Origin of the sequence: Bradyrhizobium sp. CCBAU 051011 (genome assembly GCF_009930815.1) — a bacterium.
In the GTDB taxonomy this organism is placed as follows: Bacteria; Pseudomonadota; Alphaproteobacteria; order Rhizobiales; family Xanthobacteraceae; genus Bradyrhizobium.
In genome coordinates, this window is sequence record NZ_CP022222.1 from 166116 (window position 1) to 190361 (window position 24246).

The window sequence follows — 24246 nt, forward strand, 5'->3', positions numbered from 1 at the left end:
ACGGAACACGTGGAAAAGCAATAGCCATGCAATTCGGAATCCCTGACCTGTGTTAGCAGCCCGGGAACAGAAGGCGGGCGCGTGGATTCGGCCTCGTAGGAGCGATTTCGAATGCTGATGACGAAGGAGAGGCAACCAGCGATCCGGACGCTACGCGGCTGGGCGATTTCGGTGCTAAGCGAGGCCGGCGCCATTCGCGAATGCGAGGAGCACGGGTGGATGCAGGACCGCGGCGATCCGCATGCCCGCGACCGCGCATTCCAGATCGCTCAGACGGATCCGCCGGCCGGCGTTTCGTCCCAAGTGGCTGCCGTCGCGATTGCCGAGGTACTGGACTCGATCGGCGACGCCTGCCCCGAATGTCCCCCGGCGAATTGAGGCTGACTTAGCCGCGACTTGGCTTGCGGTGCCCTGTACAATCCGCCCATGGTCCCTCCCGATCTGGAACACAGCGTTTCGACAACGTCTCACCGCAAGATCATCCATATCGACATGGATGCCTTCTACGCGTCGGTCGAGCAGCGCGATAATCCGGACCTGCGCGGCAAGCCGGTGGCAGTGGGCGGTTCGGCCGAGCGCGGCGTCGTCGCTGCCGCGAGCTACGAAGCCCGCCAGTACGGCGTTCGCTCGGCCATGCCGTCGGTCACCGCGAAACGGCAGTGTCCGGACCTGATCTTCGTCAAGCCACGCTTCGAAGTTTACAAGGCGGTCAGCCGACAGATTCGCCAGATCTTCGCCGAGCACACGCCAATTATCGAGCCACTTTCGCTCGACGAGGCCTATCTCGATGTCACCGAAAACCTGCAAGGCATCCTGCTGGCCAGAGACATCGCGATGAGGATCCGCGAGAAGATCAAAGCCGAGACCGGCCTAAACGCGTCGGCGGGCATCTCTTACAACAAGTTCCTGGCGAAGCTCGCCTCCGATCATCGCAAACCCAATGGGCAGTATGTCATTTCGCCGCAGATGGGACCGGCCTTCGTCGAGAAGCTGCCGGTCGGAAAGTTTCACGGCATCGGGCCGGCAACCGCCGCCAAACTCAACGCCTTCGGGATTTGGACCGGCCTCGACATTCGCAACCAGTCCCTCGCGTTCCTGCAGGAGAACTTCGGCAAGTCCGGCACCTATTACTACTGGATTTCGCGCGGCATCGACGAGCGCCCTGTACGGGCCAATCGTGTCCGCAAATCGGTCGGCGCCGAGAACACGTTCTTCACAGATCTCACGGAATTCGACGCAATGGTCGCCGAGCTCCAGCCGCTGATAGATAAGGTCTGGGAACATTGCGAGTCGGCGAGCACCCGGGGGCGAACGGTGACACTTAAAGTGAAGTTCGCTGACTTCGAGATCATGACGCGCAGCCGATCCGTGTCTGCGGTTGTCGCGAACCGCGACGATCTCGCGCGTCTGGCGATCGGCCTGCTGGAAGACGCCATGCCCATTTCAAAAGCGGTGCGCTTCCTGGGAGTGTCGCTGTCTTCCCTGCAAGGCGAAAACGACACGGAGCCGCAACTGGATTTCGGGATTTGAACTCGAATACGGCAACGCCGAATGTCACTCCAGGTACGCAGCTCGGCCTTGAGGACTTCGATTTCGATCTTCCGTCGCGCCTCAGGCGGCGGCTGCGCACCGCGCTTCGCAAGCTCCTCCGCAACCCGCTGTTTCACGGCAGCCGGGGGCCGCATCCGCACCACGGCCTCCTGCGTCTCCTTCTGAGCTTTCTCAGCGGCGAACCGCAGCAGACCTAAGTCGTCCTCGGTCAGGCCGGGCTCGTCGGTTTCGAGTTCGATCCGCTCTCCCTTAGTGGGAATGCGAAGAAGGTTGCCTGCGCTGGGGAGGTGAAGGCCAATGCACGTTGCCGCAACTGCTCATCCTGGGCGAGACGGTCAGCGTGGACGCGAGCGGCAATCGCAGCAATGTCCTCGTCACTCATCGCCGATAGCGGCCCGCGGGCCAACAGTGAGCGAGCCTCTTTTATCAGGCCGGTGGTTTCCGCCACCTTCGCTGCAACGATGCGTTTCGCCCGCTGCTCTTCCTTCTTCGTGAGTCCGAGCGACTTCCAAAGTTCAACCTTCAACGTCCAACGTGAGGCGTTGACGAGCGTGCTCAGGTCATCTGGCCACACGGCTGGAACAGGCTTGCTTGCGAGATCGTCAGGTAGCTTGAAGCGAAAGTAGGCCCAGCCCTTCCGCCATACGAGGGGCGTCATCCGCCATAGCCGTAGCACGTTCGTGTAGCAACGGCAGTCTTCAAGCGCCTGATATATCGAAGCTTTCGATATTTCAATGGGTTGGTGGACGATGGCGCGCCATTCAGAACAAAACTACGAACTCATATGTGATTGAAATTTCTGTATAATCTTCGGTCGCACCTAGGCCAGCCTGGCGATAACACCGGACGTGGAGCACATCGCGTCGATCTGCAAAATTGCCGATGCTGAGCTTGACGATGTCGATGACCTGCGAAGCTTCCCAGCCTAGCGCTTCGTCTTGGGAAGCACCATCCTGCCCTGTGAAGCAATGCTCCCCCACCTGCTGGACCAACTGACTTCCGAGGCGGAGGGTCGCTCGGCGTCTCTCTGACCTCGGGCACCCTGCAGCGCAAACAGTGCGCCTTGGGGATCGACACATCGCGCGATCCAGCATCCATCAGCCAATTCGATCGGACCCTGGAGGATCCGGCCTCCGCCGTCATTGACGCGCTTGGCGGCCGCGCCGACGTCGTCGACATTGAAGTAATAGAGCCAACACGGCTGCGGCACGCTCGGAAGCTTGGTGAGCATGCCACCGATCGTCTGCCCGGCGGCCGAAAACAATTGATACAGGTCAGCCGGTTCGGTTTCACCGTGGGCCTTCTGCCAGCCAAACAGCTCGCCATAGAAATCAAAGATCTTGTTCCGGTCTTCAGCCAGCAACTCATGCCAGCCCACGTGCCCCAGCACGTCCAGCCCGTCGGGTTGCCGTTGGCGATATGTCAGTCCGCTGACCAGTGCAAAAGTCGCCTTTTGCGGATCGGCGACCACTGAAACCCGGCCGATATTGCTGTCCGTTGGCGGTAGCAAGACAGCGCCTCCACGACGCCTGATCCGTGTGGCCATCGCATCCATGTCATCGACTGCGACGTAGCCGACCCATCTCGGAGTTGCCCCCAATCGCCGCCCCTCTTCCGGGAGATCCATAAGCCCGCCAACCGGAACTTCTCCGGCAGTAAGCACCGTGTAGGCCAGTTCCGGAGTCGACGCATCCTTCGCACCCCAGCCGACGACCTTGCCATAAAAGGCGCCTGCTGCCGCGACGTCCGTGGTCAGGAGTTCATACCAGGCGAAGCGTCTGAGTTGACTGACCAAGCCAATTTCTCCGTTCAAGCCTGGAGACGATTGCGCACTGCACCAAGTCGCACTCGTTGCAATCTGCGCTGCGGGCGCGGACCGTCGTTGCAATGGACAAAAATGCGCTGACAACGTTGAAAATGAATGCAATCTGCACGAGCGTCATTACATTTTCGTGTGTGCATGAATCTTGCCTGCCTTATTTGGTCGGCGTAGAGTCACTCTCACGGAGATCCTTCCTGCAACATTGGAGGATGCGACCATGCCGCGGGTGAAGCAAGCTTCGAAAAGGAAGCGAGTAACCGGAACCGCAGTGCCGGCGTTGGGAGCCGCCGGATTAACTTTTTCGCTGGCAGGAGGCGCATCGGCATCGGCCGTACCGACCGGTGACGTTCAACAGGGGCGGAATTTCGCTCCTGGCATGATGATCACGCTCGGTGAAGAGGAAATTGCCGACGTCAGTCTCGCCACCTTCCATCTCTTCGACAACGAACTCTTCGACAACGAAAATGTCCTTAGCGGCGTGCAGCTAGCCCAGCGCGGATGCGGTGGCTGCCGCGGGTGTGGTGGCATGCGGGGATGCGGTGGCTTCCGCGGATGCGGTGGTTGTCGCGGCTGCGGAGGCTGTGGATGCAGAGCCTGCCGATGCGGCGTCGGCTGTGGTGGTTGTGGTGGCTGTGGCATTGGTTGGATAGGGATAGGCGTGCCATGGGTAGCATGTGCCGGTTGCTGTGCATCTTGGGGGCGGTGCCGCTGGTGCTAGGCAACGACGCGTTCTGATTGTGTATCGACAAGCCACGATTTCATTGGCCGGGGCTCGCGATCGACCCGGCCAATTTCTTGTTTTCGTTGGGCGGTTCGCCTGCCAGCTTGCCGATGACAAGCGAGTGTGTTCCAACTCAAATCGAACAATTCCGGTCGGCGCGGGCGCACAAGTCCCGCAGGAGAACGGTTCGCCTTGCTCTGGCGATCTGAAATGACAAGCAACAAGATCCGCGTGCTCCGATGACAGCCAATCGCAAGAGCCGCGTTGCGAGCAAGACCCACAAAGACACTTTGCGATTCGCGCCGAACTTCACCGCCTATGTACTTCCTCCCGATGTGGTCTGCCTCTACTCGGAGGATCGCAAATTCTTCCTGCACGGCGATCTGTATTGTGCGGTGGCCACGTCGATCGGAAAAAATGGAAAATCTGCGCCAGAGATCGCTCGCCAGCTTTCGAAGAGCTTTCCACCCGACAAGATAGAGGAAGCAATCAAGCGGCTGCTCGAGCGCCGATACGTCGTTACAGGAGCATCGCGCGCATTCGATGGCGCCGTCGCTGGATATTGGGCGAGCCTCGGCCTGCCTCTCGAGATCGCGGAGCAGAATCTCCGCAATTGCCCCGTGCGGGTCGAAGCGATCGATGTCAAAGGCGCCAAAGAACTGAGTGTGGCTTTGAGCAAACTCGGCGTTCAAATCGTCAAGCGTTCGCCCAAACTTACGATCACGTTGGTGAACGACTATCTTGACCGGCGGCTGGCCGAGATGAACCGGGAACGCGTCGCTGACAAGACGCCCTGGCTGCTGGTGCAGCCGTCCGGCGTGTTTCCGCTGGTGGGCCCCGTGTTCAAACCGGGCGAGAGCGCCTGCTGGAACTGTCTGTTCGATCGCATGATCCGTAACCGGGAGATCAAGGGATTTCTCGACCGCGGACCGGCGCAGACGGTCGCCGTATCGCCCTTGGTCCAGCACACCGTTGGACAAACCGCAATCCACTTCGCTGCCGTCGAAATCACCAAAGCGATTGCCTCGGGTTTTCGCACCGATCTGCGCGATCATATTGCGAGCCTCGATCTGACTGGTGCGGTCATCGCCAAGCACTTTGTCGCGCGGCGCCCGCAATGTCTCACCTGCGGGAGCAAGAAACTGCAGAGTCCACGCCGGGCGGCGACTTCAATCGAGATCGCCGAAGGCAGCAAGCTCATCATGACCAGCGGTGGATATCGCACCGTGACCGCTCGGGCCACCGTGGCGCGCTTCCGCAAGCATGTAAGCCCGCTGACCGGCGTGGTTACGCGGCTCGAGCGGATCGAGGTCGATCTGCCGATGAACACCAATTTTTTCGCCCACCACAATTTCTCTGCGCCGGCCCAAAGCGTCGATCAGCTCAGGTCCGGACTGAGCGGCGGCAGCTTCGGCAAGGGCTCCACGGCGGAGCAGGGCGAGGCCAGCGCGCTGATGGAGGCGATCGAGCGCTATTCGGGCATTTTCCAGGGTGACGAGATCAGGACGGCGCGCCGCCTTACCGATTTCGCTCGCGGCGACGCCCTTCACCCCAATGACATCCAACTTTTCAGCGAAACGCAATTTCAAAACAGGCATGCCCAACAGCCGAACGATTCACACCCGGTTCCTGAGCCGCTCGATCCCTCGTTGAGGACCGAGTGGTCGCCGGTCTGGTCGTTGCGCGACAAGCGTTTCAAATATCTTCCGACCGGCCTGCTCTACTTCTTCTATGGCGGTTTCCATACCGACTCCAACGGTTGCGCGGCCGGCAACACCCGCGAGGAAGCCATCGTTCAGGGCTTTCTCGAACTGATCGAGCGCGATGCCTACGCCATCTGGTGGTACAACCGGCTGCAGCGTGCCGAGGTCGACCTCAAGCAATTCGACGATTCCTATGTCCGGGATCTGCAAGCCCAGTTTGCTGATGCCGGACGCCGGCTGTGGGTGCTCGACGTCACCAGCGATCTCGGCATTCCCACTTACGTGGCGATCATGCACTGGATGCAGAACGGCCACGAGAATATCGAGTTCGGTTCCGGCGCGCATTTCGATCGCCGCATCGCTCTGCTGCGTTCGCTCACCGAGCTGACCCAGTTCATGTCAATTGGCATGATGGGCGGCGCCAGCGGTGAGAAGCCGACGCTTGACGGTATCAAGCCGCTGCGGCTGGAAGATTATCCGTTCCTGATCCCGAGCAACAATCCGATTGTTCCGCCGGCTCCCGACCTAAAGGTTCTCGACAATACGCGCGATCAGGTGAATGCCTGTGTCGAGATCGCCACCCAGGCAGGTTACGATTTCCTTGTGCTCGACCAGACGCGGCCCGACGTTGAGGTCCCCGTCGTTCGCGTGCTTGTTCCGGGCCTGCGGCATTTCTATCGCCGCTTCGCACCCGGCCGGCTTTACGATGTTCCGTTGAGGCTTGGATTGTTGGATCGCCCGCGGCTGGAAAGCGAACTCACGCCGTTCCTGCCGCACACCTGAAAGGCAGGTCTTTTGAAAGGCAGCTCTTTCGTGCGCGCTCCCCGGAAAAAGCCGACCAGGAAGATCGCGCCAGTCATCGCCGCCCGATTGAACGGTCATTTCTCCTTTCAGATGCAGGCGGACGGAAGCATCGCCGCCTCCGTGGACGGCTATTTTGTCAATCTGGGACATATCAGTCCGGCCGCGCTGGACCTTGCGCGGAATCTGGCCGACGGCCTGCCGCTCGCGTCCTTTGCCGGCAAGAGCGCCATCGCGAAGGAAGTCGATGTCCTGGCGCATCGACTGGCACGGCACGGGTTGCTCGAATACCGCCTGTCCTTTCCGCGTGACGAGCAGGACATCGTGGTCATCGAACCCCAGGTCCCAGAGTATTGGCCGCTATGCGCAAAGCTCGGCGAGAGTGACACCATCGTGCTGTCGCGCTTTGCCTATCTGCGCCGACGCGGCAACGAAATGGTGCTGGAATCGCCGCGCGCCGGCGCGCTGTTTCGAATTGGCGACCCCGCCATTGCCGCCACCCTCGCTGCGCTGTCACGGCCTCAGAAGATCAGCAGGCTTCGCCGCCACGCGGCCGCCTTCAACCTCGATCTGCTCGAACTGCTGCTGGATAGCCAGTTCCTGCTCAAGCTCGATGCGAAAAGCGGCGACGGCCTTCGGGTGAATGAAGGCGACGGCAATCTCGTTCTCTGGGATTTCCATGATCTCGTGTTTCACACGCGGAGCACGGAAGGCCGCCAAGCCAATCCGGTTGGCAGCACCTTCGCCTATGCAAGCGTCGTTTCACCGCCGCCTGCGGTGCGCCCGCCGTGGCCGGGCAAGAGAATCGAGCTGCGCACGTTCTTCACCTCGGATCCGGTCTCGCCCTTCGCAGGCCTGTTGCGCGAACGCCATTCAGTCCGGGATTTCGATGACGAGCATCCGATCACGCTCGCCGAGCTCGCCCAGTTCCTGGACAGCGCTGCCCGAGTCCTGTCGGAATGGAAGGGCGGCGCGCCTTTCGAAGGCGGTCCTGCGATCACCTACAGCTCAAGACCCTATCCGTCGGCGGGCAGCGCATACGAACTGGAATTGTATCTGGCGGTCACGAATTGCGAGGGGCTTGCACGCGGACTTTACCACTACGACGCGGGCGGCCACGCGCTGGTAGAGATAGGGGTCTCCGCACAGCAATTCCAGGCGCTTTCGGCGGCAGCCGAGTTTGCCATGGACGCACCCGGTCCGCCCCAAGTCCTGATCACGATCGCCGCCCGTTTTGGGCGGATCTCCTGGAAGTATAGCTCAATTGCATACTCGCTGATCCTGAAGGATGTTGGCAGCATGATCCAGACGTTCTACTTGGCGGCCACCAATATGGGCCTTGGTGGCTGCGCCATCGGCACCAGCAACATCGATCTGTTCGCAAAAATGACAGGGCTGGAATTCCATGTAGAGGGCCTGGTCGGTCAATTCGCGCTCGGACGCGGCAGGAAACGGTGATCCCAAGCTAGGCAGTACGTATGCGAAATGGCGCTCCCTAGGGGAAACACCCAGTATCCGCAAAAGACATTGATATACTTAACTTTTTTGCCGTAGTTGATTGCTTGCAACACAACAAAAGTTAAGTTCGTCAGCGGGCTGTCGGGCGCTAATGTCGTGCTGCCGTTGGTTCGTTAACCTGACTTATGTCCGGCTCCTCTAGGCCATTAGCGCGAACACATCGGCACTGCATACCCGCTCCGCATTGACAGCCCAGTTCTTCGGTCCATGCCCGGTTGGGATGGTTCTCGCACACCCAGCCGATCCCAAGACAGAGTTTGCAATCAGGATGGATCATTGCACAAGCCGGATCGGGCGCCGCCTGTATTCGTCTATTGCAAGATTTGAAAGCAGCAACCGACGTCGTTCGCCGCGTCTCATCATGCCAGCGATACGCTCCCCCAAGAATCGTGTGGTGTCGGTGGGGTCGCCAAGTTCGCCTGTCCTCTCAAGGACGCTCCATGCAATGTAGAAAGACTGCTGAAAAAGTTCGGTGTCGGTCATGCACAATAATCACCACCGCCCCGAAAGCGTTCCACTAGGCAGGATAGGCCAAGCGCGGCGCATCGAGCATCTCGCAGAGGTCGGCGGCAGCTTCATTCTGCCTTATGCGACGCATGACGTGATCGCGTATCTGACCCTGAGGAAGCATTCCAGCTTGTTCGCGCAGGTGCTGGGTATCTGCAAGCAGGCGTTCTCGCAGTGTCGATGTCTGTTTGAATCGGCGACGCTTCTGCATCCGCTGATCCTTTCCTAATGGAGAAAGGCGGGAGCGCTGTTCAGGCGTTCTCATCACCGATAGATGCCATGGGCCGCTCGATGGTGACTAGATGCTACGCATGTCAGATCGACAGGTCCCCAACAAACGTTAGTCAGCCTTTGATAATCCTTTAAATGAACTAGCGCGGAGCAGCCCCTCAGACGTTATGTCGCGGTATTCAATTTCGGCAGAGAACACCGGCTCGACCCATGTTGCTTTCGGCTTCTTGAGCGGCTTACTCAATTTGCTCTTGGGGCTAACCACCGTGTCGAGTTGCTTCCTGATCTGGCTGGAAACGGTGCGAGACCATCCGGTCCCAACCTTGCTCATATAGACGAGGTCTTCGCCTGCTGCTTGCCAAGATAGAGCGCGGCCACGCCACTCGGGTCTTTGATAAAGCCGACGACCGGAAACTTGCCCGTATGAACGGCCTTGATCTTCAGCCAGTCCTCATTCCGCTCCGAACGATAAGGCGCGTCTGCCCGCTTGGCAATAATGCCCTCCCAGTTCAGCTTCGCCGCATGTTCGAACATCTTTTGACCATCGCCGACGAGATGTTCAGAATAAAGCACCGGCAGCTCGACGGCGTTTTCGCCGAGCAGGTCTAGCAGGAGCTGCTTGCGATTGATCTGCGGCAGCTTGCGAAGGTCGCCGTCCCGCCAGAGGAGGTCGAAGGCATAGTAGACTAGACGACCTTGCCTTTCAGCGGCCAGCTCTGCTTGAAGTTCGGAGAAGTTGGTACGGCCCTCATGAACGACTACTACCTCACCGTCGATGATGGCTTCACCCGGAATAGCGAGCGCTCCAGCGATCTCGGTGAAGCGCTTCGTCCAGTCTAGACCATTGCGCGTGAAGACCTTCGTTCGGCCGCGGTTCAGATGCACCTGAATGCGATAGCCATCGTATTTGATTTCGTGGAGCCACTGATCGCCCTTGGGGGCCTTGGTCTTCAGGGTGACCAGTTGGGGCTTAATGAACCCCGGCATCTCGACACGCTTTGGCACGCGAAACTCTCAAAACAACCCGCGCCCTGTGGGCGAGCAAGGCCCAGCACTTTCCTGCCTTCGGGAAAATCCAGAACAATCTACGAGCGTGATCACTCCTCCAACAACTACGACACGCGGTCTCCGACCCTCCGGCGGCCGGCCGCATAGGCGACCAAGGCTAAGCCGATGCTCCAGCTCGGCCGCAAGCTCACGCAGGTTCTGGGCTGTGACGCCCTGGGTGAATTCATTCGCCAGCCGGCGGCACCGAGCTGCCGTTCTCTGCATGCCCCGCCGGGGCTCTTCTCACGTTCAGACCCGCCAGCAGCAGGAACTTTGAAGCAGCCCTTGAATTCAACAAACATGCCGAAAGAGATCGCAATCACACTCTGGTCCCCTAGTTGCCGCGTGCTTAATCGCCTTCGGGGTCGTGGCAGCGATGATCGCTCAGTAGCTCAACGCTAACGCTCAGTTAGCGCTAAGAGCGGCCCGGTTTCTTCAGCGTGTCGGCCTGCAGTGCACCTCAGCAGCCGAATGATCTGTTTATTTTTCCCACCATGCTAATCACCGCCCGGCTGTACTGGGCGTTGTTGAATTGCTCATCCATATATTTGAGATAGAGGAGAGCAACAATGGCGATTAGAGCGACAGAAGTCTTTCCGTGATCGGCCGTCTCGACGAGAGCCCGAGCGATATATTTCCGAATGGCGAGATTGTCACGGTGGGGCGGCTTGCGACAACACACCAGTGCTGCCATCATACTCGCCAAGTCATCGAGAATAGAGACCATGGCGTCGCCGCACGCCGACCGACAGCGGGGGCGGCCGGCTCTCGCTTCAAGTTAATCGCCACATCGCGATGACGCGGGAACAATGGTCCGGTCGGGTCCGTTTGGCCGCCGCAGACGAAATCTTGCGCGAGTAGCCAGGCGGCTGCGTCGGCCTCCATCATCGCGAGCACATCATGATCAAGCGAAGGCCTATTTTCGTAATTCTCTGGATATGACCAGCAAGGTGCAGGTCAAGGTTCTGCGTCGGCGGCTGAAGCTATCGAACGTTGAGCTGGCCGCAATCGTGCGCAAGACCGGAAATTCGATCTCTGCTATCAGCAAGGAAGCTGTCAAGACGTGAGGCGTGCAGGGTTGAGGTTATGCGGTACTGCTCCACATGCGACAATACCCTGTGGGTCTGCGAAAACCATTTGGATCGCCCGTTCTCGGGCGAGCGGGCCTGCGGCGGCGCTGGCGCGCCCTGCCCCGTCTGCAACAAGGTTGATGCGGACGATCCGGAAGCAGTCCCGGCAATGCCCGCAGGCTTTAAGCCCGATCTCAGCTAGCGCGATAACGGTCGCCTTTTAGGTGAGAGCAATCCGCCCTATGCGCCGGCTTCGAACGAAGCTGCTGCGATACCATGGCGCCGGCGGCGAGCCCTACCGCCAAGCTTGCGAAGGCGCCCACCATTGACTTCTTCGACAGGCTCAATTCCCAGCCGGGCGTCAGACGCTTCGGCGTTATGCCGTAGTCCACAACCGCCGCGATGGCAGACATGACGGCGGCGTCACGCACGAGGCCGCTCGCCGACCGAGGTGGATGCGATGCCAGCCAGGCCTCAAAGGGCAGCGCCCAAAACAAAGCCGATGCGTGATGCGTGGCGAGACCGACGCCGGTATGGGCGAGGTCGACTTGATCGAAGCGGCCTGCGCTCTCGCCATGAAGCCAGTGGCTGGTTGAGTTTGTAGGCCGCATTGGCGGCTTTCCCTCCGCCTTCGCCAAAGCGGCCAGAGTGGCCGTTGAAACTGCGCTCGCTATGGAGCCCGTTATGACCGTTGACAGCAGTAATTCCGAGGTGTTGTCCATTTTGGTAGCCTGCTACTCCGTTCCTGTATCGACAACAAGCGCGCTGTGGCCGAACTTCCCAATGTTTGCCGTTACGTTCCGCCGCGCTTCACCCATTGCTGCGGCACCCCCTTACAAAAACGGCCCCTGGAGCGCAGAGGCCGTCAGTTTTGGAGTCGTCTCACATCGAGTGTGCAAGTGTGCTGTGCCGTAGTTCGGCACAGATGCAACACGGTCAGGACAGTATCGTTCCTGCAGAAACGCAAACGGCCCCCGGAGCATCTTTCAGAAACCGACGAAGGTGGGCTCTAGGCGTGGTAAGGTGTTGGTCCACAGGAGGAAGACGTAATGTCGACATCTAAGAAGCCCCTGAAGCCCGATGACTTTCCGGTGAATACCGAAGGGCGAAGAATCAAAAAGCAGGACGGCAAGCCTATTGCAGACGCCGAGGACCCCACTGTCGCTGCTGACGTGGCCGAGCGCCTTAACGACGATGAAGCCCGACGCGAAGAAGATAAGTGGTCAGCCTGAGGATCGGTCGTGCCCATCCGACGACAGCGCATCGAAACCTCTCCCATCTACTTACGTTCCGTTTGAGGAACAACGTGGAGCGCTGGGATGGCTGTCAACAAACCCACTGGCGACAGCGCCCAGCATCATGTTCGGTGGTGGGGTTCGTCCCAGTCTTCTTGTACGATGAATCGACCATTGTCCTGCCGCCACAGCAACAGCAGCAGTGATAAGGTAGTAGTCGGCTAGAAACGTTAGCAACTTCTCGCTCATGATCTGGACTGACCAAGTTCGTCGGTGGCTTCGAGAGGTGTCTACTGCGCGACCGATGCTCTGGTCCCTCATCATTGAGTATAATGTGGTGGTTAAGGAACGCGGCCTGACAAGCCTATCTCGGGCCACAAGAGCATTCAGCACACCGCGAGATACACCGAGTTGTCGCCGATCCGTTTCAAGGACTTCTGGCGGACGTGATGCCGGGCTGTTGCGGGCCATCGGCAACGCCTCTAGGAGCCACTACGGTGCCCGTTGGTGCGTTTCAGCGCTATGCTAGCGGCTCGCTGCGCGGAGCCAGCTCGATTCTGTACGGGTTCGACAGGCGCTTCTGCCACCATTTGAGAGTGGCTATCCGCAACACTCCGTAACCGTAGCTTCTGCGAATACACCGTGTGTCCTACGGAGTTCTCGACACCGTTAGAAGATTGTAGCTTGGCTCTAGCCAGCGCGGCTAATGGCCATACTGGGGGCTGAACCCGTTGTGGCAAGGCCCGGCGTGTATCGTCCCACAACGTCATGCGTCGGGCCACCTTCAGTATCGCAACCCTATCCCTTCTTTCCGCTCTCTAGTATCGCCCTTTCGACCTCAGACGCCAGCACCGTCAAGTGTGCGGCCAGTCGGTCAAATAATTCGCGCTTCTTGGGATCGGTCGCCAAGTTTCGGATTAGCTCGCACTCGGCAGCATCTCTACGGAGTTTTTCCAACTGAGCCAGCATGTCCTGCATCGCGCCACCGGTTTTGCTTGTTTTGCCTGATCATCAACGCAACGGCCTAGAGCAGCAATACTTTGTTTTTCGGGTGGTCGTTGGGAGTTACAAATCCGGCCGGGAGCAGGAGCCCAAGTCACCAGCGAACGCGCTGGTCCGTTCACCACGGCTGGCTTCGCCCAGCGCAAGGCTGCTAAGGCAAGGCGCTAATTTCGGGCTGGCGGTCTTTCTTCAAGCACCTGACTAACGTCAGGCTCTTCGAGGCCGTCAGCGCGAACACATGCACACGGCATACCTGCCCCACACTGACATCCCAAGTCTTCCGCCCATGCACGGTGGGGATGGTTCTCGCAGACCCAGCCTATGCCGAAACAGACCTTGCAGTCAGGGTCGGTCATGAGACGAGTTTAATCGGCTGGTGTCGGTAAGCGTCGATTGCGCAGTTGGAAAGAACGAGCCTGCGCCTTTCTCCGCGCTTCACCATGCTGATGATTTCATCAAGCAAAAAGTTTGCAGACCAATTCGCGTCCCGGAGTTCACCGGATTTCTCAAGAACACTCCAGGCAATTCTCGAAGGACTGCTCTATCAATTCACTATCGGTCATGCGGGGAGAACGGCTCCGCAGTTACCATGTTCCTAGAGCGAGGGGCGACCAGACAACGAGGTTGACCCGCGTGTCGATTACGAAAGCACGAACTAGGATAACGAAAAACCCGACACGCAATGCCGGGCTGATCGCAAGTATACTTCTAGGATCGATAATGCGGACAGCAGACCAGCATCCGCCCGCGCCGTCTGCGCACAAAGTAACAGAGGAACAAAATGGTTGGGCAGGCACATCGCGGGTGGCTAGTGAACCAAAGTCCGTCCTTCCGATTGACGTGAATGGAGGTGGATGACGTGATTGGAGGTGCGCATGTCGAACTTCGTGACCCTGTTGGTAGAAGACGATGCGTTGCAGCGCGAGGTACTGGCCGATGTATTAAAGGATGAAGGGTTCGAGGTGATCGAATGCACGACCGCCGAATCTGCCGAACTGATCATCGCGTCAACTGGAACCGAATTGCAGGCGCTCATCACTGACCACAACCTAGCGGGCAAGATGTCAGGTGCTTAACTCGCCCACTACGCCCGCCGCCGACACCCGCATATGAACATTGTCATCATGTCCGGCAAAGACGTGAATCCTATGCCGATCGGTACAGCGTTCTTGCGAAAGCCTTTCCCTCCCGAGCGACTGCTCGATATGGTTCGCGAGTAACAAAAAGCGTGGGGGCCTCGCTCCAAAGATCGCGAGCATACCCCACGCCTTCAGTCACACCGCCAATTCCTTACGGACAGCGGCGGCTGAATTACCGACCTTGTCGATAGCCTTCTGCAATTCTTCCTTCGAGACGTTCAGGTGCTTGGTCCAGTAGTGAACCTCATAGTCCTGGTTCATATTGATTTTGCTGCGGTCAGGCTGGTCTCTTTTGGTGAGACTGTCTGTCATAGCGTCTTCCCCGTCGTTCGCCGTCGCGCAACACGGTCTGGCCCTCGCAGATACCGCATCCCTTCAACCGCAAGCGCCTTTTCGTCAGCAACTATGCCAGCCAGATGCGCGGCCAATCGTTGGCGTGTTGCTTGGACCTCATCAGGGGTGAGGTTCACGATCATCGTGTAAGCGTACATCACTCGGTCTATCGCTTTCAGCATTTTGGTTCCCCTTGGCAATGCAATTCAACTTCAGAACAAACCTTCAGTTCCTATGTTTGGAACGTTTGGAACCTGTGTGGAGTACACCCATGGACTCGGTGACAGGTTGTTTGCACTGCGGAAAGCGTATGGTCCCGATGCATAGCCACAGCGGACGACCGAGTTGAAGTGCGTCTTCTGCGACCGGCTGGATGCTCACGGCAAGGCGATGGGCGGACAGTCCACTAGCCGAGCCCATCTCTGATATCGCGGTATTCCACGTTGCAAAAAAAGCCCCGGCACAGGACCGGGGCCAGTCTTGGGAGGAAACTGGACTGGACGAGGGGAGCGAGAAACTTAGATGGCGTCCCATCCTTCGATTGGGAGCGGAACCTTGTAAGCCGCCATCATCTCGGTGGGGTTGATCGACGATGAGGCAGTGGTCGCTTGCAACGGCGTAACCGAATGCGACCACGCAAGTAATGCTGCAACAGCAAAAGCTATACCGATGGTGCCCGTTGAGAAGATCAGCTTGCGCATGATGGCATCCTCCGTGTTCGTGAATGCGGCGATCATGGACCAGCCACGTTTCAGGATTTTGCCGTTGCCATGATAAGTGGTGTCGTGCAGATGTCGCTTGTTTCGTCGGAACCGGATATGTCGGCGCAGATTTCATGAGAAGCTGAGAATGAAACAGCTTCACCGATTTGTGACGTTAGGCCGCTTACCTCCGAGACAGCCCCTTGAATGAGCTAGTCCGTAGCAAACCCTCCGACGTGATGTCGCGGTACTCGATATCGGCATCGAACTGCGGTTCGACCCACGTTGCTTTCGGCTTCCTGACGGGCCGCGTCAGTTTGGACTTCGGGCTGACCACCGCATCCAGTTGCTTCCTGATCTGGCTGGAGACAGTCCTAGACCAGCCGGTACCGACCTTGCCCATGTAGACAAGGTCGTTGCCTTCCTGCTTGCCGAGATAGAGCGCAGCGACACCAGTAGGGTCTTTAATGAACCCGACGACCGGAAACTTGCCTTTGTGGACGGCCTTGATCTTGAGCCAGTTCTCGTTGCGCTCGGATCGGTAGGGAGCGTCTGCCCGCTTTGATGATACCTTCCCAGTTCAGCTTGGCAGCATGTTCAAACATCTGTTGGCCGTCTCCGACGAGGTGTTCGGAGTACAGGACGGGAAGTGCGACGCCGTTTTCACCGAGCAGGTCCAGCAGCGCCTGCTTGCGTTCGATCTGCGGCAGCTTGCGGAGGTCACCATGGCGCCACAGCAGGTCGAACGCGTAATAGACCAGCCGGTCCTGTCTGCCCGCTGCTAACTCTGCTTGCAGTTCAGAGAAGTTGGTTCGCCCTTCGTGGATAACGACTACCTCGCCGTCGATGATTGCCTCACCGGGTACGTCGAGAGCGGCTGCAATGGTCGAGAACCGCTTGGTCCAATCTAGCCCGTTGCGGGTGTAGACCTTCTTCCGACCACGGTTGGCATGAACCTGGACGCGGTAGCCGTCGTACTTGATCTCATGCAGCCATTGATCGCCAGTTGGTGCCTTGGACTTCAACGTGGCGAGTTGGGGCTTGATGAACCCCGGCATAGAAATACGCTTCGACACAACGCAAACTCATAAAAGAAAATGCCCGCCGCGCTTGGAGGGCCACGGCGAGCATTCTTGCCCACTTCTTGGGAATGCCGAACCAATCAGGGGGCGTGATCTTTTCTGCCACCACCAATGCTGTAGGGCTTGTTGAGGAAGTAATCTCGATTACCGAATGGAGCTTCGGCGTACTGGTCAACCGCGACGGCAATTGCTTGGACATGCTGGTAGCACCAGCCCTCCCGCATCGCATGGGGAAGCTCGGTTTATGGAGCGTCCCCAAGCCGCGAAACGTGGGAAACATTTTCCGGTTCATCCGGCTCCAGGCGGCGTTGGCTACGCCTGCCCGGATCGGAGTCATCACCTACAAAGGGTTGCTTGAGAAGATCGCGGAACTGCTTCCAGCCAATGTTGTCGCGCGGCACTTTGGTGCGCTGGCCGGTATGAATGATATGCAAGACGTTGCCGGCCTGATCGTGATAGGGCGTCCCGCCCCCAAATGGTCCGATGTAGAGGCCACAGCGTCGGTATTCGCCGGTCGGCCGATCTCCAGTGGCGAAGGGTTTTTTTCGATCGACATCCGGGCGGTATCCTGCTTGCTGATGACACTGTCATTGCGACCCCGGTGGACCGCCATCCCGAACCGATTGGTGGCGGATCACTGTGGGGGAACTACTTCAGGCGGTTGGTCGATTGCGCCCCCACAGGCCCGCCGAGCCGTGTTGGCTGGATGTTTTGTGTGACGTGCCATTGCCGATCCCGGTTCATGGGGTTGCGCGGTGGGGAGACGTAGCTCCGGGGGGCGTCGCGGACATGGCGGCGGAGGGCGTGCTCCTGACAAATGTTCAGGATGCCATGAAGGCATTCAAAATGACCGAATGGGACGCCCGAGGAGTCGGTGGTTTCTCTATAGAGTCTCTTATTAGAGATTCCACCGACTCCTCTCCCATCCGAAAGTTCACCTACCAGAAGACAGGACCCGGTCAGAAGCGGTACACCGGCTGCTATCTCCCCCGCGTCCTGGCCGGTGGCGCGGCCGCCCCCCGGGTGTGGCTGGAAGAACGGCTGGGGCCGCTGGCGAGCCTTGAAGTTGAGCGGATGCCGTCGCGCGCCGCTTTCGTCAAGATCGGTCTGGAGGCGGCAGGCCGCCTGAAGTTCGCAAACGTATTTTCACCGGCGCTGGAAACGATCGCTGCGTTCTTTGACGACCTGGGCCGGGACCCCCTAAATCGACCGAGCTGACGGCTCGCGAGAGTCCGCTATGCCCCGGTAGCGATCAAATTCCGCATCGCAGCGAACTGACGCGATGGGCCAAGAACAGACATCAACCTGGTGGACATTCCTTCACTTGGCATTCCCCTCTGATCCACCGTAAAGTTCCCTCTTGGTTGGATTGCATGCCATGGTGCAAGAGCGGCCAGTCCGGGTCGAGCGTAGGTTGTCGGCGATAATGGCCGCCGACGTGGCTGGCTACTCGCGGCTCATGCATCGCGACGAAGAGGCAACGCATGCCAAACTGACAGCTCTCCTAATGGAGGCTGTCCACCCGGCAATCGCCGAACACGGCGGTCGCATCGTGAAGAATACCGGCGACGGGTTGTTGGCAGAGTTTCCAAGTGCAGTGGAAGCGGTTCGAGGGGCTGTACAGTTCCAGACCCGCGTTGACGAACTGACAATCGAAGATGCTGAAGATAGGCGCATTGCTTTCCGTGTGGGCATCAATATTGGCGATGTAGTCGAACCCCACGACATCTTTGGAGACGGCGTTAACATTGCGGCGCGGCTGGAAGGTATCGCAGAACCGGGCGGCATCTGCATCTCGGCTTCTGCCTACGATCAAGTCCACGGCAAGGTCGGCGTTGACCTCGCTGATCTGGGCGAGCGGACCCTCAAGAATATCGACCGCCCGGTGCGGGCTTATTCCGTGGCAGGGATGGACCTGACCTGGCCATCCAGACTGAACGCGTAAGACAAGGCGCGCTTTCAACCCCTCGTCGTTCCACGGGTCGGATCCGAACACGTTTGACGCCTGTCGGCGGCGCGCTTGCCTCAATTGCAGTCGTCGGCGCGGTGGCGGGCGGCCTCGTCGTCTTGAAGCCCGTCCGCACTGACGTTTTTCCGGACGGACAAAAGACACAGCGAGAGGCAGCGGCCCGGCCCGATATCGCTCCTCGCTTGTCTCTAGTCGTCCTGCCCTTTGCGAACCTTAACAACGATCCGGAGCAGGACTATTTCGCCGACAGCATTACGACCGACCTAACGACAGATCTCGCGCGAATGCGCAACGCATTTGTCATCGGTCGCGGGACGGCTTTTACCTATAAGAATAGGCAGGTCGATCTGAAGTCTCTCGGCAAGGAGCTGGGTATCCGCTGGGCCGTACAGGGCGCGGTGCGGCGCGCCGGAGATCAGGTCCGGGTCAACGTGTCGCTTACAGATGTCGCGAGTGGTCGTGACATCTGGTCCGATCGTTTCGACAGTGATCGCACGAAAGTCGCCGTCTTGCAGGACCAGATCACAGCACGGCTCGCCCGCTCGCTCAATATTGAACTTATCCAAGCTGAAAGCCGCCGCAGCGAAACGGACCAATCGAAGAATCCGGATGCCGTGGACTTCGCCATGCGCGGCTGGGCAAAGTCCTATGAGCCCCGATCGAAGACGACAATTGCGCAAGCAAGGGAGCTATTGGACAATGCGCTGCGCCTCGACCCGGACAACGTCGATGCAATGATCGGGAAAGCATGGTATCTGAGCCCCCCTATCAATTTGCTCTCCGGATGGCCTGTGTCCGTGACGGAAGACAAAAAGACAGCAATCAATCTGATCGACAGAGCCCTTTCGAAAAGCCCGGCAAATGCAATGGCTCACGTCGTCAAGGGAGACACTCTTCGATTTGGTAACCCTGAAGAGGCGCTGCATCAATACGACGCTGCGCTTGAAATCAATCCGAACTTCCCGGCCGCCTACTCAGGTAAAGGAGATGCACTAATCCTCGTCGGGCGGGCACGCGAAGCCCTATCCGTGACGCAGCTAGCCCTCCGGCTCAGCCCGAGGGATCCTTCTACTGTCGCTTGGCGTTGGACTCTCTGCCATGCACACCTGCACCTGCACGAATATCAAGAAGCAATCGAAGAATGCAGGCGGACGACCAATATGAACAGCACGTTCTGGTTCGCCTATATAGGTCTGGTCTCGGCTTACGCAGCGACCGGGCAGTTAGAGCAGGCACAGCTGAGCTTAACCGAATTGAACAAGATCCGACCAGACTTCACGATCCAATGGTATCGTGATTTCGGTTATGCACTCACGAGTAATCCGCAGTTTCGCCGAGAGTTCGATGACATTCTCGATGGACTCAGGAAGGTCGGCGTGCGGGAGCAATAGAGCTACTTGCTTAGTGGCAAGCCGCGAAGTTCCGCATCTCGCCCATTGCGACCTCGCGCACCAGCTGCCATTGCGCCCCTGTTGGCTGATAAGCGGACGTCGGATGAGGTCTAGCTCTTTGCGCATCCGACGCCAGTTCAGGACATCTTGCAGATCTATAACCCTTTGGGTCCTTCCGGGGCCGCCCCCCTTGCGGGTGACGCGCGACCCCCGCCTCCGGTAGATACAAATTTGCAAAAGTGACTTTTTGTTCTCGGATCGTCTCGTGGCCGCGATGCGGAGCCATTAGCAAGGGCGATTGCAATGGGCTGTAGCGCAATAGCTCTTCGTCCGATCCTGAAGGCAATTCAATTGCATCAGGATTCCTCCCAATGTCCGCAAGCCCGCTTTATCCGTTGGACTTCCGCACAGCGCTATTTTCAGCGCCCGCACGGAAGCGCCGCAAAAACCTGCGCACCGTTACAATGCCCGAGCATGTCGGGCCGCATGTGAAGCTCGTCTTGGCAGAAATGGCGCGACCACGCATGACGTATGACTCACTAGAAGAGCGAAGCGGGGTCCGCCGGGCCACCACGAAGGCGTGGCGTCGAAAAAACCGACCCGGCCTCGAAAGCCTTGAAGCTGCGCTGGCAACGCTTGGGTTTGGTTTTTGCCCGGTCCCCTCGCTCGAAGCGCTACCCGCCGACCTTGCTGGCGAACTCACGGCCCTCGCGCTCAAGCTGCGAATGAATATTCCGCAGACGTGGGCCGCACTGATCGACATCGGCGTCGAGCAGAAGCTACTCCGCATGCGCCGACGAACGCGCTGCTGTGTTGGCTGAGCATGACTCACGTCGATTGCGCCACGATAACGAAAACACACCGCAACAGCGCACCATCCAAAGCGCGGCCGCAGCGATTTAGGGCGTGGATTCGAAGAAGTTCCGGCAAGTCCAATTTCGTGGCCGGTTTGGGAGTCAATCACGAGAGTCCGGTCAAACGCAACGCTCCTGGCTCTCAACGAAAAGCAGGCCGAGTACCTGAAGGTCAGCCGATGGATCAAGGAAGCTGGGTCGGCGGGCGTGACCAGTTCGGCGCTGAAGAAAATGGTCAACGGCGAGTTCGACCTGCGTCGCCTCAACGACATCACGCAACAACTTCTCGAGTCCAAGCAGATCGAGCAGCGGTTCGCTTCGACGCCGTCCGGTGGTCGGCCGTCGCATCGGTGGTTCGCGCTATGATCGGGTGCAGCATTACCGCTCGTGATCCATAGCGGCGGGCATCGTCACGGTTCAGAAACACTGCACCATGCATCCGCCCCCATTTCGCAACGCGCAAATCCATGCTGTAATCATGTTCTTCGTGAGCAGCGGGCAACGAAGCCCCAAGCCTTGAAGAAAACAGTGCGACGCAATTTCCAACAACGGGGTTAGGAGATGCGACAATGAAAAAAAGCACGCTGATTAGTCTCAGTATTTCGGCATCGATCGCCGTTCTGGCGGCTGGTGTCGCGATTTCCGCGCAGGACAAGTACACTGTTCAAGTGCCGAATGGGCTCGCGTTCTCTGAGTTCAGGGGATACGAGGACTGGGCAGTGATCGCGATCAGTGAGAACGGAGGTAAGATCGCTGTGACCGTAGGGAATCCGGTAATCATCGACGCCTATAAGCAAGGCGTGCCCGGCAATGGCAAGCCTTTCCCAGACGGCGCCAAGATGGCGAAAATTCATTGGAACCCGAAAGTACAAGAAACCTGGCCCGGTCAGCCAAAGGTGCCAGGGGCGCAGCATGACGTTGGTTTCATGGTGAAGGACAGCAAGAGGTTCGCGGACAGCGGCGGATGGGGATGGGCCGCGTTCGACTATGACGCGCCATCCGATACGTTTAAGCCCGCCACTGTTGCGAGTAGTCCGCCGCAGGAAAACGACGCGAAGTGCGGGCTCGGGTGCCACACGATCGTGCAGAACCGCGACTACGTTTTCACGGAGTACGGAAAGAGGTGAGTCACCCCTGTTTTCATCTGATCAAAAAAAGCCCGCTTCGCAGCGGGCTTCTTCATTTGGGTGGTGTGATCGGACGACTAGCCATCGGCCGGGGCATACGCTGCGGCGTAAAGTGTCGCCGCATAAAGAGGTTGAAATCGCCGCTAGGTCAGGAACCTCAAATTGCGGCGCGCGTTTGGCTTTTTGATCGGCGAGCCGATCTCAAAGGCCTTCCTCTCCTTCGAATAAGAGGAACTGATCAGAAACTAACAAATGTTAAGCCGTCAGAGGCTGTCATGGATGGCTCTCGAAGCGAACACGCGCGCGCGCGTGCGCAACAGCTTTTGGCTGAAATTGCACCATTACCTAATGACTCTGAACTTCAGCGCTTGCGCGAATTATCCCTGGATTACATTCGCGAGGCCGAACGTCTCGAAGAAAACTCTGTCACCACGCCTGAGCCTAGCGAGGAGATCACGGCAGCCTTAGACGCGATAGCCCGCGATTTTTTTGATCGTGCTCTTCAAAAAAAGTCGAAAGGGTAGTTGTCTGCGCGTTGGCCGTCGGTACCTGACCAGCAGTGACGCCCTCGTTTCCATCTGATCAAAAGCCCGCTGCGAAGCGGGCTTCTTCATTTGCGCTGGTCCGATCGGACGACTAGCCGTCGGCCGGTGCATACGCTGCGGCGAAGTGCGGCGGCGTGTGAGGGATGGGCTTAATGTGACGGGAATATAGCGACTACGCGCACTTCTTCGGAACGGTTTTCCACTCATGGCCCTTCGCGACATATCTGCGCCGCCGCGAGGTTGATTTCTAATGAGCTCAAATCGGACGCAGCCTCTCGCCTCAGCGACGGTACACGGCCTTAAGGGCTACTGAAACGGGCCTGACGCCTTTGAGCAGATTGCGCACATTGCTCGCGTCACCATCGCTCTGACAAAGCAAAAGCAAGAAGTGCAGCGGGGCGCTTCGGCGGCCGAACCCCGCTGTGACTTTTGCTAGAGGTCGAAATGTCTGAAGCTTTTCTCTCCCGACGAAAGATCGCATCGCGCGGCGGCTTCTCGCCGAATACGCTCAAAAACTATGCCGAATGTGGGATTGGCCCTGAGTTCGTGAAGGTCGGTGGTTCTTGCCGCTACAGCGTAGCCGCATTTGATGCATGGCTTGCGCAACACAAGGTCGGAGCCGCCCAATGAGCCGCGCCAGACACCTCGCAGACCTTAAGGTTGCGACCACCGACCTCGCATCGGCCCGCCGAGCACTCGCTGATGAACAGTTCCGTGCGCGGAATGGCATGACGCACAATCTAATATTCGCGGCGCACGTTGAGCACACGACTTACCATCGCTGGCTCTGCATCGGCGAAGCTCTCGCGAACTATGCTGATCACCGCCCCCGCCCCGCACCATTTACGAAGGCTAAGCAACAATGAAACTCCTGAATCACATCTTCGGAAAGAAGACTCCCACTTCCTTGGCCATCGCCGCCGAGATCGAAAAGGCGCGCGCTGAGCACACCGCCGCCGTTGCCGAGCGCGGGGCCGCACTGGCTGGTCTCTCGATCATGAGTGATGCCGAGCACATCAAGGCTGAGGCCGAGTACCAGGCACAACGTCGCGCCGCCGACCGCGCCGAGGCTCGTGTTGCCGACCTCGAAAAAGCGCATGCCGAAGCGCTAGCAGTCGAAGCGGAAGCTGAAGGGCAGGCCGAATCCGAACGTTTCCGCCAGCGTGTCGAGGCTGCGCGTCATGCGATTGAGATCGACGGCGCTCGGCTTCTCGCGGAATACGATCAACACGCCGCCGCGCTCGCGGATGTGCTCACCCGCCTTGACGCTATCAACGCGGAAGTGAATGCGATCAAATGAAGCCGGACAACATGTTCCGAGCTTCGAGCCGGTGTGCAACATCGACGTCGCGCATCGCAAGCACCCGGATCGCCTCCCAAGTGAACGGCGCGAGAAGCGGCCGTGCTGGGTCGTTAAGTACCCTGCCAGCCCGCCCGACACCGAACGGATGAAGTATCAGACGGAGGCCGCACGCGAAGAAGTAATTGAAGCGACCATCGGCGCAGATGGCAAGGCAATCCCGATCCCGCCGGAGCGATACAACTATTACGGCCGCGAGCTTATCATCAGGCCGATGCTTGAGACTCGCGAGATCGTTATCGAGCGGACCAGCTTCAGGCCCGGGCGCATCGAGAATCCTCTGTCTGCAATCCATTTGCCGCCCGGCTTCGCTTTCGGCAAACCACACTGGCCGCGTAATCAATGATGCGCGCGGCGTTTGAAGTTGACTTCATGTCGTCGAAATTGGCGGGATAGTGTGCGACAGTCACTCTGCGAGAAGCTCGCTGTCGTGCGGAGGAAGCGCGGTCGTGACGTGACCCATGCTGATCTTGGTGCTGCCTATCGAAAATGACCTTGGCGCGCACTCCTGACGTCCAGCTTGTCCGCCGACAGCGG

The 24246-nt window shown here is 58.7% G+C and carries 29 protein-coding genes and 1 pseudogene; 19 read left to right on the top strand and 11 right to left on the bottom strand.

Annotated features, from left to right (window positions below):
• The first annotated feature begins 111 nt into the window (after window positions 1-111).
• Genes ACH79_RS00830 through ACH79_RS00840 form a run of 3 tightly spaced genes read left to right on the top strand, consistent with a single transcriptional unit; the run spans window position 112 to window position 1748 of the window.
• Window positions 112-378: a hypothetical protein gene (locus tag ACH79_RS00830; protein WP_161849323.1), complete on the top strand. Its 267-nt coding sequence runs from the start codon at window positions 112-114 to the stop codon at window positions 376-378.
• Between the two features lie 48 nt (window positions 379-426).
• Entirely contained in the window at window positions 427-1530 is a 1104-nt protein-coding gene (gene dinB / locus ACH79_RS00835) for a DNA polymerase IV (protein WP_161849324.1), read from the top strand.
• Window positions 1527-1748, top strand: coding sequence for a hypothetical protein (locus ACH79_RS00840; RefSeq protein WP_161849325.1), 222 nt, complete (start codon window positions 1527-1529; stop codon window positions 1746-1748). The genes dinB and ACH79_RS00840 overlap by 4 nt, the downstream gene beginning before the upstream one ends.
• A gap of 11 nt (window positions 1749-1759) precedes the next feature.
• Here ACH79_RS00840 and ACH79_RS00845 read toward each other — a convergent pair whose 3' ends face one another.
• Together ACH79_RS00845 and ACH79_RS00850 are read right to left on the bottom strand one after the other, a co-directional pair.
• Complete coding sequence (locus ACH79_RS00845; protein ID WP_161849326.1) at window positions 1760-2125, bottom strand: hypothetical protein; 366 nt, start codon at window positions 2123-2125, stop codon at window positions 1760-1762.
• Window positions 2126-2476: 351 nt separating this feature from the next.
• The gene (locus tag ACH79_RS00850; protein WP_246738373.1) at window positions 2477-3346 is read right to left on the bottom strand and encodes a VOC family protein; all 870 of its coding nucleotides are present in this window, start codon (window positions 3344-3346) and stop codon (window positions 2477-2479) included.
• A 987-nt stretch (window positions 3347-4333) separates the two neighbouring features.
• Here ACH79_RS00850 and ACH79_RS00855 point away from each other — a divergent pair.
• The 3 genes from ACH79_RS00855 (at window position 4334) to ACH79_RS00865 (ending at window position 8852) form a co-directional block, all read left to right on the top strand.
• Window positions 4334-6580: a TOMM precursor leader peptide-binding protein gene (locus tag ACH79_RS00855; protein WP_161849328.1), complete on the top strand. Its 2247-nt coding sequence runs from the start codon at window positions 4334-4336 to the stop codon at window positions 6578-6580.
• Between the two features lie 111 nt (window positions 6581-6691).
• On the top strand, window positions 6692-8056 hold the full coding sequence (locus ACH79_RS00860; protein ID WP_161856156.1) for a SagB family peptide dehydrogenase: 1365 nt from the start codon (window positions 6692-6694) through the stop codon (window positions 8054-8056).
• A gap of 532 nt (window positions 8057-8588) precedes the next feature.
• Window positions 8589-8852, top strand: coding sequence for a hypothetical protein (locus tag ACH79_RS00865; protein WP_161849329.1), 264 nt, complete (start codon window positions 8589-8591; stop codon window positions 8850-8852).
• A 111-nt stretch (window positions 8853-8963) separates the two neighbouring features.
• Here ACH79_RS00865 and ACH79_RS43630 read toward each other — a convergent pair whose 3' ends face one another.
• The 3 genes from ACH79_RS43630 to ACH79_RS00875 form a co-directional block, all read right to left on the bottom strand.
• Complete coding sequence (locus ACH79_RS43630) at window positions 8964-9185, bottom strand: hypothetical protein (RefSeq protein WP_246738375.1); 222 nt, start codon at window positions 9183-9185, stop codon at window positions 8964-8966.
• Window positions 9182-9859, bottom strand: a complete 678-nt coding sequence (locus ACH79_RS00870) for an RNA ligase family protein (RefSeq protein ID WP_246738376.1) — start codon at window positions 9857-9859, stop codon at window positions 9182-9184. The genes ACH79_RS43630 and ACH79_RS00870 overlap by 4 nt, the downstream gene beginning before the upstream one ends.
• 502 nt (window positions 9860-10361) lie before the next feature.
• Window positions 10362-10628, bottom strand: coding sequence for a hypothetical protein (locus ACH79_RS00875; protein WP_161849330.1), 267 nt, complete (start codon window positions 10626-10628; stop codon window positions 10362-10364).
• A gap of 211 nt (window positions 10629-10839) precedes the next feature.
• On the opposite strand from ACH79_RS00875, the gene ACH79_RS43635 reads away from it, so the two are divergent.
• The gene (locus tag ACH79_RS43635) at window positions 10840-10968 is read left to right on the top strand and encodes a DUF3606 domain-containing protein (RefSeq protein WP_246738377.1); all 129 of its coding nucleotides are present in this window, start codon (window positions 10840-10842) and stop codon (window positions 10966-10968) included.
• A gap of 197 nt (window positions 10969-11165) precedes the next feature.
• Here the strand turns inward: ACH79_RS43635 and ACH79_RS00885 are convergent, their stop codons facing one another.
• Window positions 11166-11693 (bottom strand): hypothetical protein, encoded by a 528-nt coding sequence (locus ACH79_RS00885; protein ID WP_161849332.1) that lies wholly within the window; start codon window positions 11691-11693, stop codon window positions 11166-11168.
• Between the two features lie 327 nt (window positions 11694-12020).
• On the opposite strand from ACH79_RS00885, the gene ACH79_RS00890 reads away from it, so the two are divergent.
• Window positions 12021-12203 carry a hypothetical protein gene (locus ACH79_RS00890; protein ID WP_161849333.1) on the top strand — a complete coding sequence of 61 codons (183 nt, stop codon included), beginning with the start codon at window positions 12021-12023 and terminating at the stop codon, window positions 12201-12203.
• A gap of 801 nt (window positions 12204-13004) precedes the next feature.
• On the opposite strand, the gene ACH79_RS43640 is transcribed toward ACH79_RS00890, so the two are convergent.
• Window positions 13005-13184: a hypothetical protein gene (locus tag ACH79_RS43640; protein ID WP_246738378.1), complete on the bottom strand. Its 180-nt coding sequence runs from the start codon at window positions 13182-13184 to the stop codon at window positions 13005-13007.
• A gap of 899 nt (window positions 13185-14083) precedes the next feature.
• On the opposite strand from ACH79_RS43640, the gene ACH79_RS43645 reads away from it, so the two are divergent.
• Window positions 14084-14284, top strand: a complete 201-nt coding sequence (locus ACH79_RS43645; RefSeq protein WP_246738379.1) for a hypothetical protein — start codon at window positions 14084-14086, stop codon at window positions 14282-14284.
• A 198-nt stretch (window positions 14285-14482) separates the two neighbouring features.
• Here the strand turns inward: ACH79_RS43645 and ACH79_RS00900 are convergent, their stop codons facing one another.
• From ACH79_RS00900 to ACH79_RS00910, 4 genes are all read right to left on the bottom strand, one after another.
• A complete protein-coding gene (locus tag ACH79_RS00900; RefSeq protein ID WP_161849334.1) occupies window positions 14483-14659 on the bottom strand; it encodes a DUF3606 domain-containing protein in 177 nt (58 codons plus the stop codon).
• A gap of 539 nt (window positions 14660-15198) precedes the next feature.
• Window positions 15199-15381 carry a hypothetical protein gene (locus ACH79_RS00905; RefSeq protein ID WP_161849335.1) on the bottom strand — a complete coding sequence of 61 codons (183 nt, stop codon included), beginning with the start codon at window positions 15379-15381 and terminating at the stop codon, window positions 15199-15201.
• Between the two features lie 184 nt (window positions 15382-15565).
• Window positions 15566-15784 carry a hypothetical protein gene (locus tag ACH79_RS43650; protein WP_246738380.1) on the bottom strand — a complete coding sequence of 73 codons (219 nt, stop codon included), beginning with the start codon at window positions 15782-15784 and terminating at the stop codon, window positions 15566-15568.
• Window positions 15785-15845: 61 nt separating this feature from the next.
• Window positions 15846-16457, bottom strand: coding sequence for a hypothetical protein (locus ACH79_RS00910; protein WP_246738381.1), 612 nt, complete (start codon window positions 16455-16457; stop codon window positions 15846-15848).
• Window positions 16458-16552: 95 nt separating this feature from the next.
• Between ACH79_RS00910 and ACH79_RS00915 the strand changes: the two genes are divergently transcribed.
• From ACH79_RS00915 to ACH79_RS00965, 10 genes and pseudogenes are all read left to right on the top strand, one after another.
• Window positions 16553-17182, top strand: coding sequence for a hypothetical protein (locus ACH79_RS00915; RefSeq protein ID WP_161849336.1), 630 nt, complete (start codon window positions 16553-16555; stop codon window positions 17180-17182).
• Between the two features lie 70 nt (window positions 17183-17252).
• Entirely contained in the window at window positions 17253-17681 is a 429-nt protein-coding gene (locus ACH79_RS00920; RefSeq protein WP_161849337.1) for a hypothetical protein, read from the top strand.
• Window positions 17682-17841: 160 nt separating this feature from the next.
• Window positions 17842-19823, top strand: a pseudogene (locus ACH79_RS00930) (adenylate/guanylate cyclase domain-containing protein).
• A 371-nt stretch (window positions 19824-20194) separates the two neighbouring features.
• Window positions 20195-20644, top strand: coding sequence for a hypothetical protein (locus ACH79_RS00935; RefSeq protein ID WP_246738382.1), 450 nt, complete (start codon window positions 20195-20197; stop codon window positions 20642-20644).
• Window positions 20645-20884: 240 nt separating this feature from the next.
• Window positions 20885-21043, top strand: a complete 159-nt coding sequence (locus tag ACH79_RS00940; RefSeq protein ID WP_202639158.1) for a hypothetical protein — start codon at window positions 20885-20887, stop codon at window positions 21041-21043.
• Window positions 21044-21246: 203 nt separating this feature from the next.
• Window positions 21247-21804: a cytochrome P460 family protein gene (locus tag ACH79_RS00945; protein ID WP_161849339.1), complete on the top strand. Its 558-nt coding sequence runs from the start codon at window positions 21247-21249 to the stop codon at window positions 21802-21804.
• Between the two features lie 275 nt (window positions 21805-22079).
• Window positions 22080-22328, top strand: a complete 249-nt coding sequence (locus ACH79_RS00950; protein WP_161849340.1) for a hypothetical protein — start codon at window positions 22080-22082, stop codon at window positions 22326-22328.
• Between the two features lie 465 nt (window positions 22329-22793).
• Entirely contained in the window at window positions 22794-22979 is a 186-nt protein-coding gene (locus ACH79_RS00955; RefSeq protein WP_161849341.1) for an AlpA family transcriptional regulator, read from the top strand.
• Window positions 22980-23211: 232 nt separating this feature from the next.
• A complete protein-coding gene (locus tag ACH79_RS00960; protein WP_161849342.1) occupies window positions 23212-23649 on the top strand; it encodes a hypothetical protein in 438 nt (145 codons plus the stop codon).
• A complete protein-coding gene (locus tag ACH79_RS00965; RefSeq protein ID WP_161849343.1) occupies window positions 23636-24055 on the top strand; it encodes a hypothetical protein in 420 nt (139 codons plus the stop codon). The genes ACH79_RS00960 and ACH79_RS00965 overlap by 14 nt, the downstream gene beginning before the upstream one ends.
• Window positions 24056-24246 lie beyond the last annotated feature (191 nt).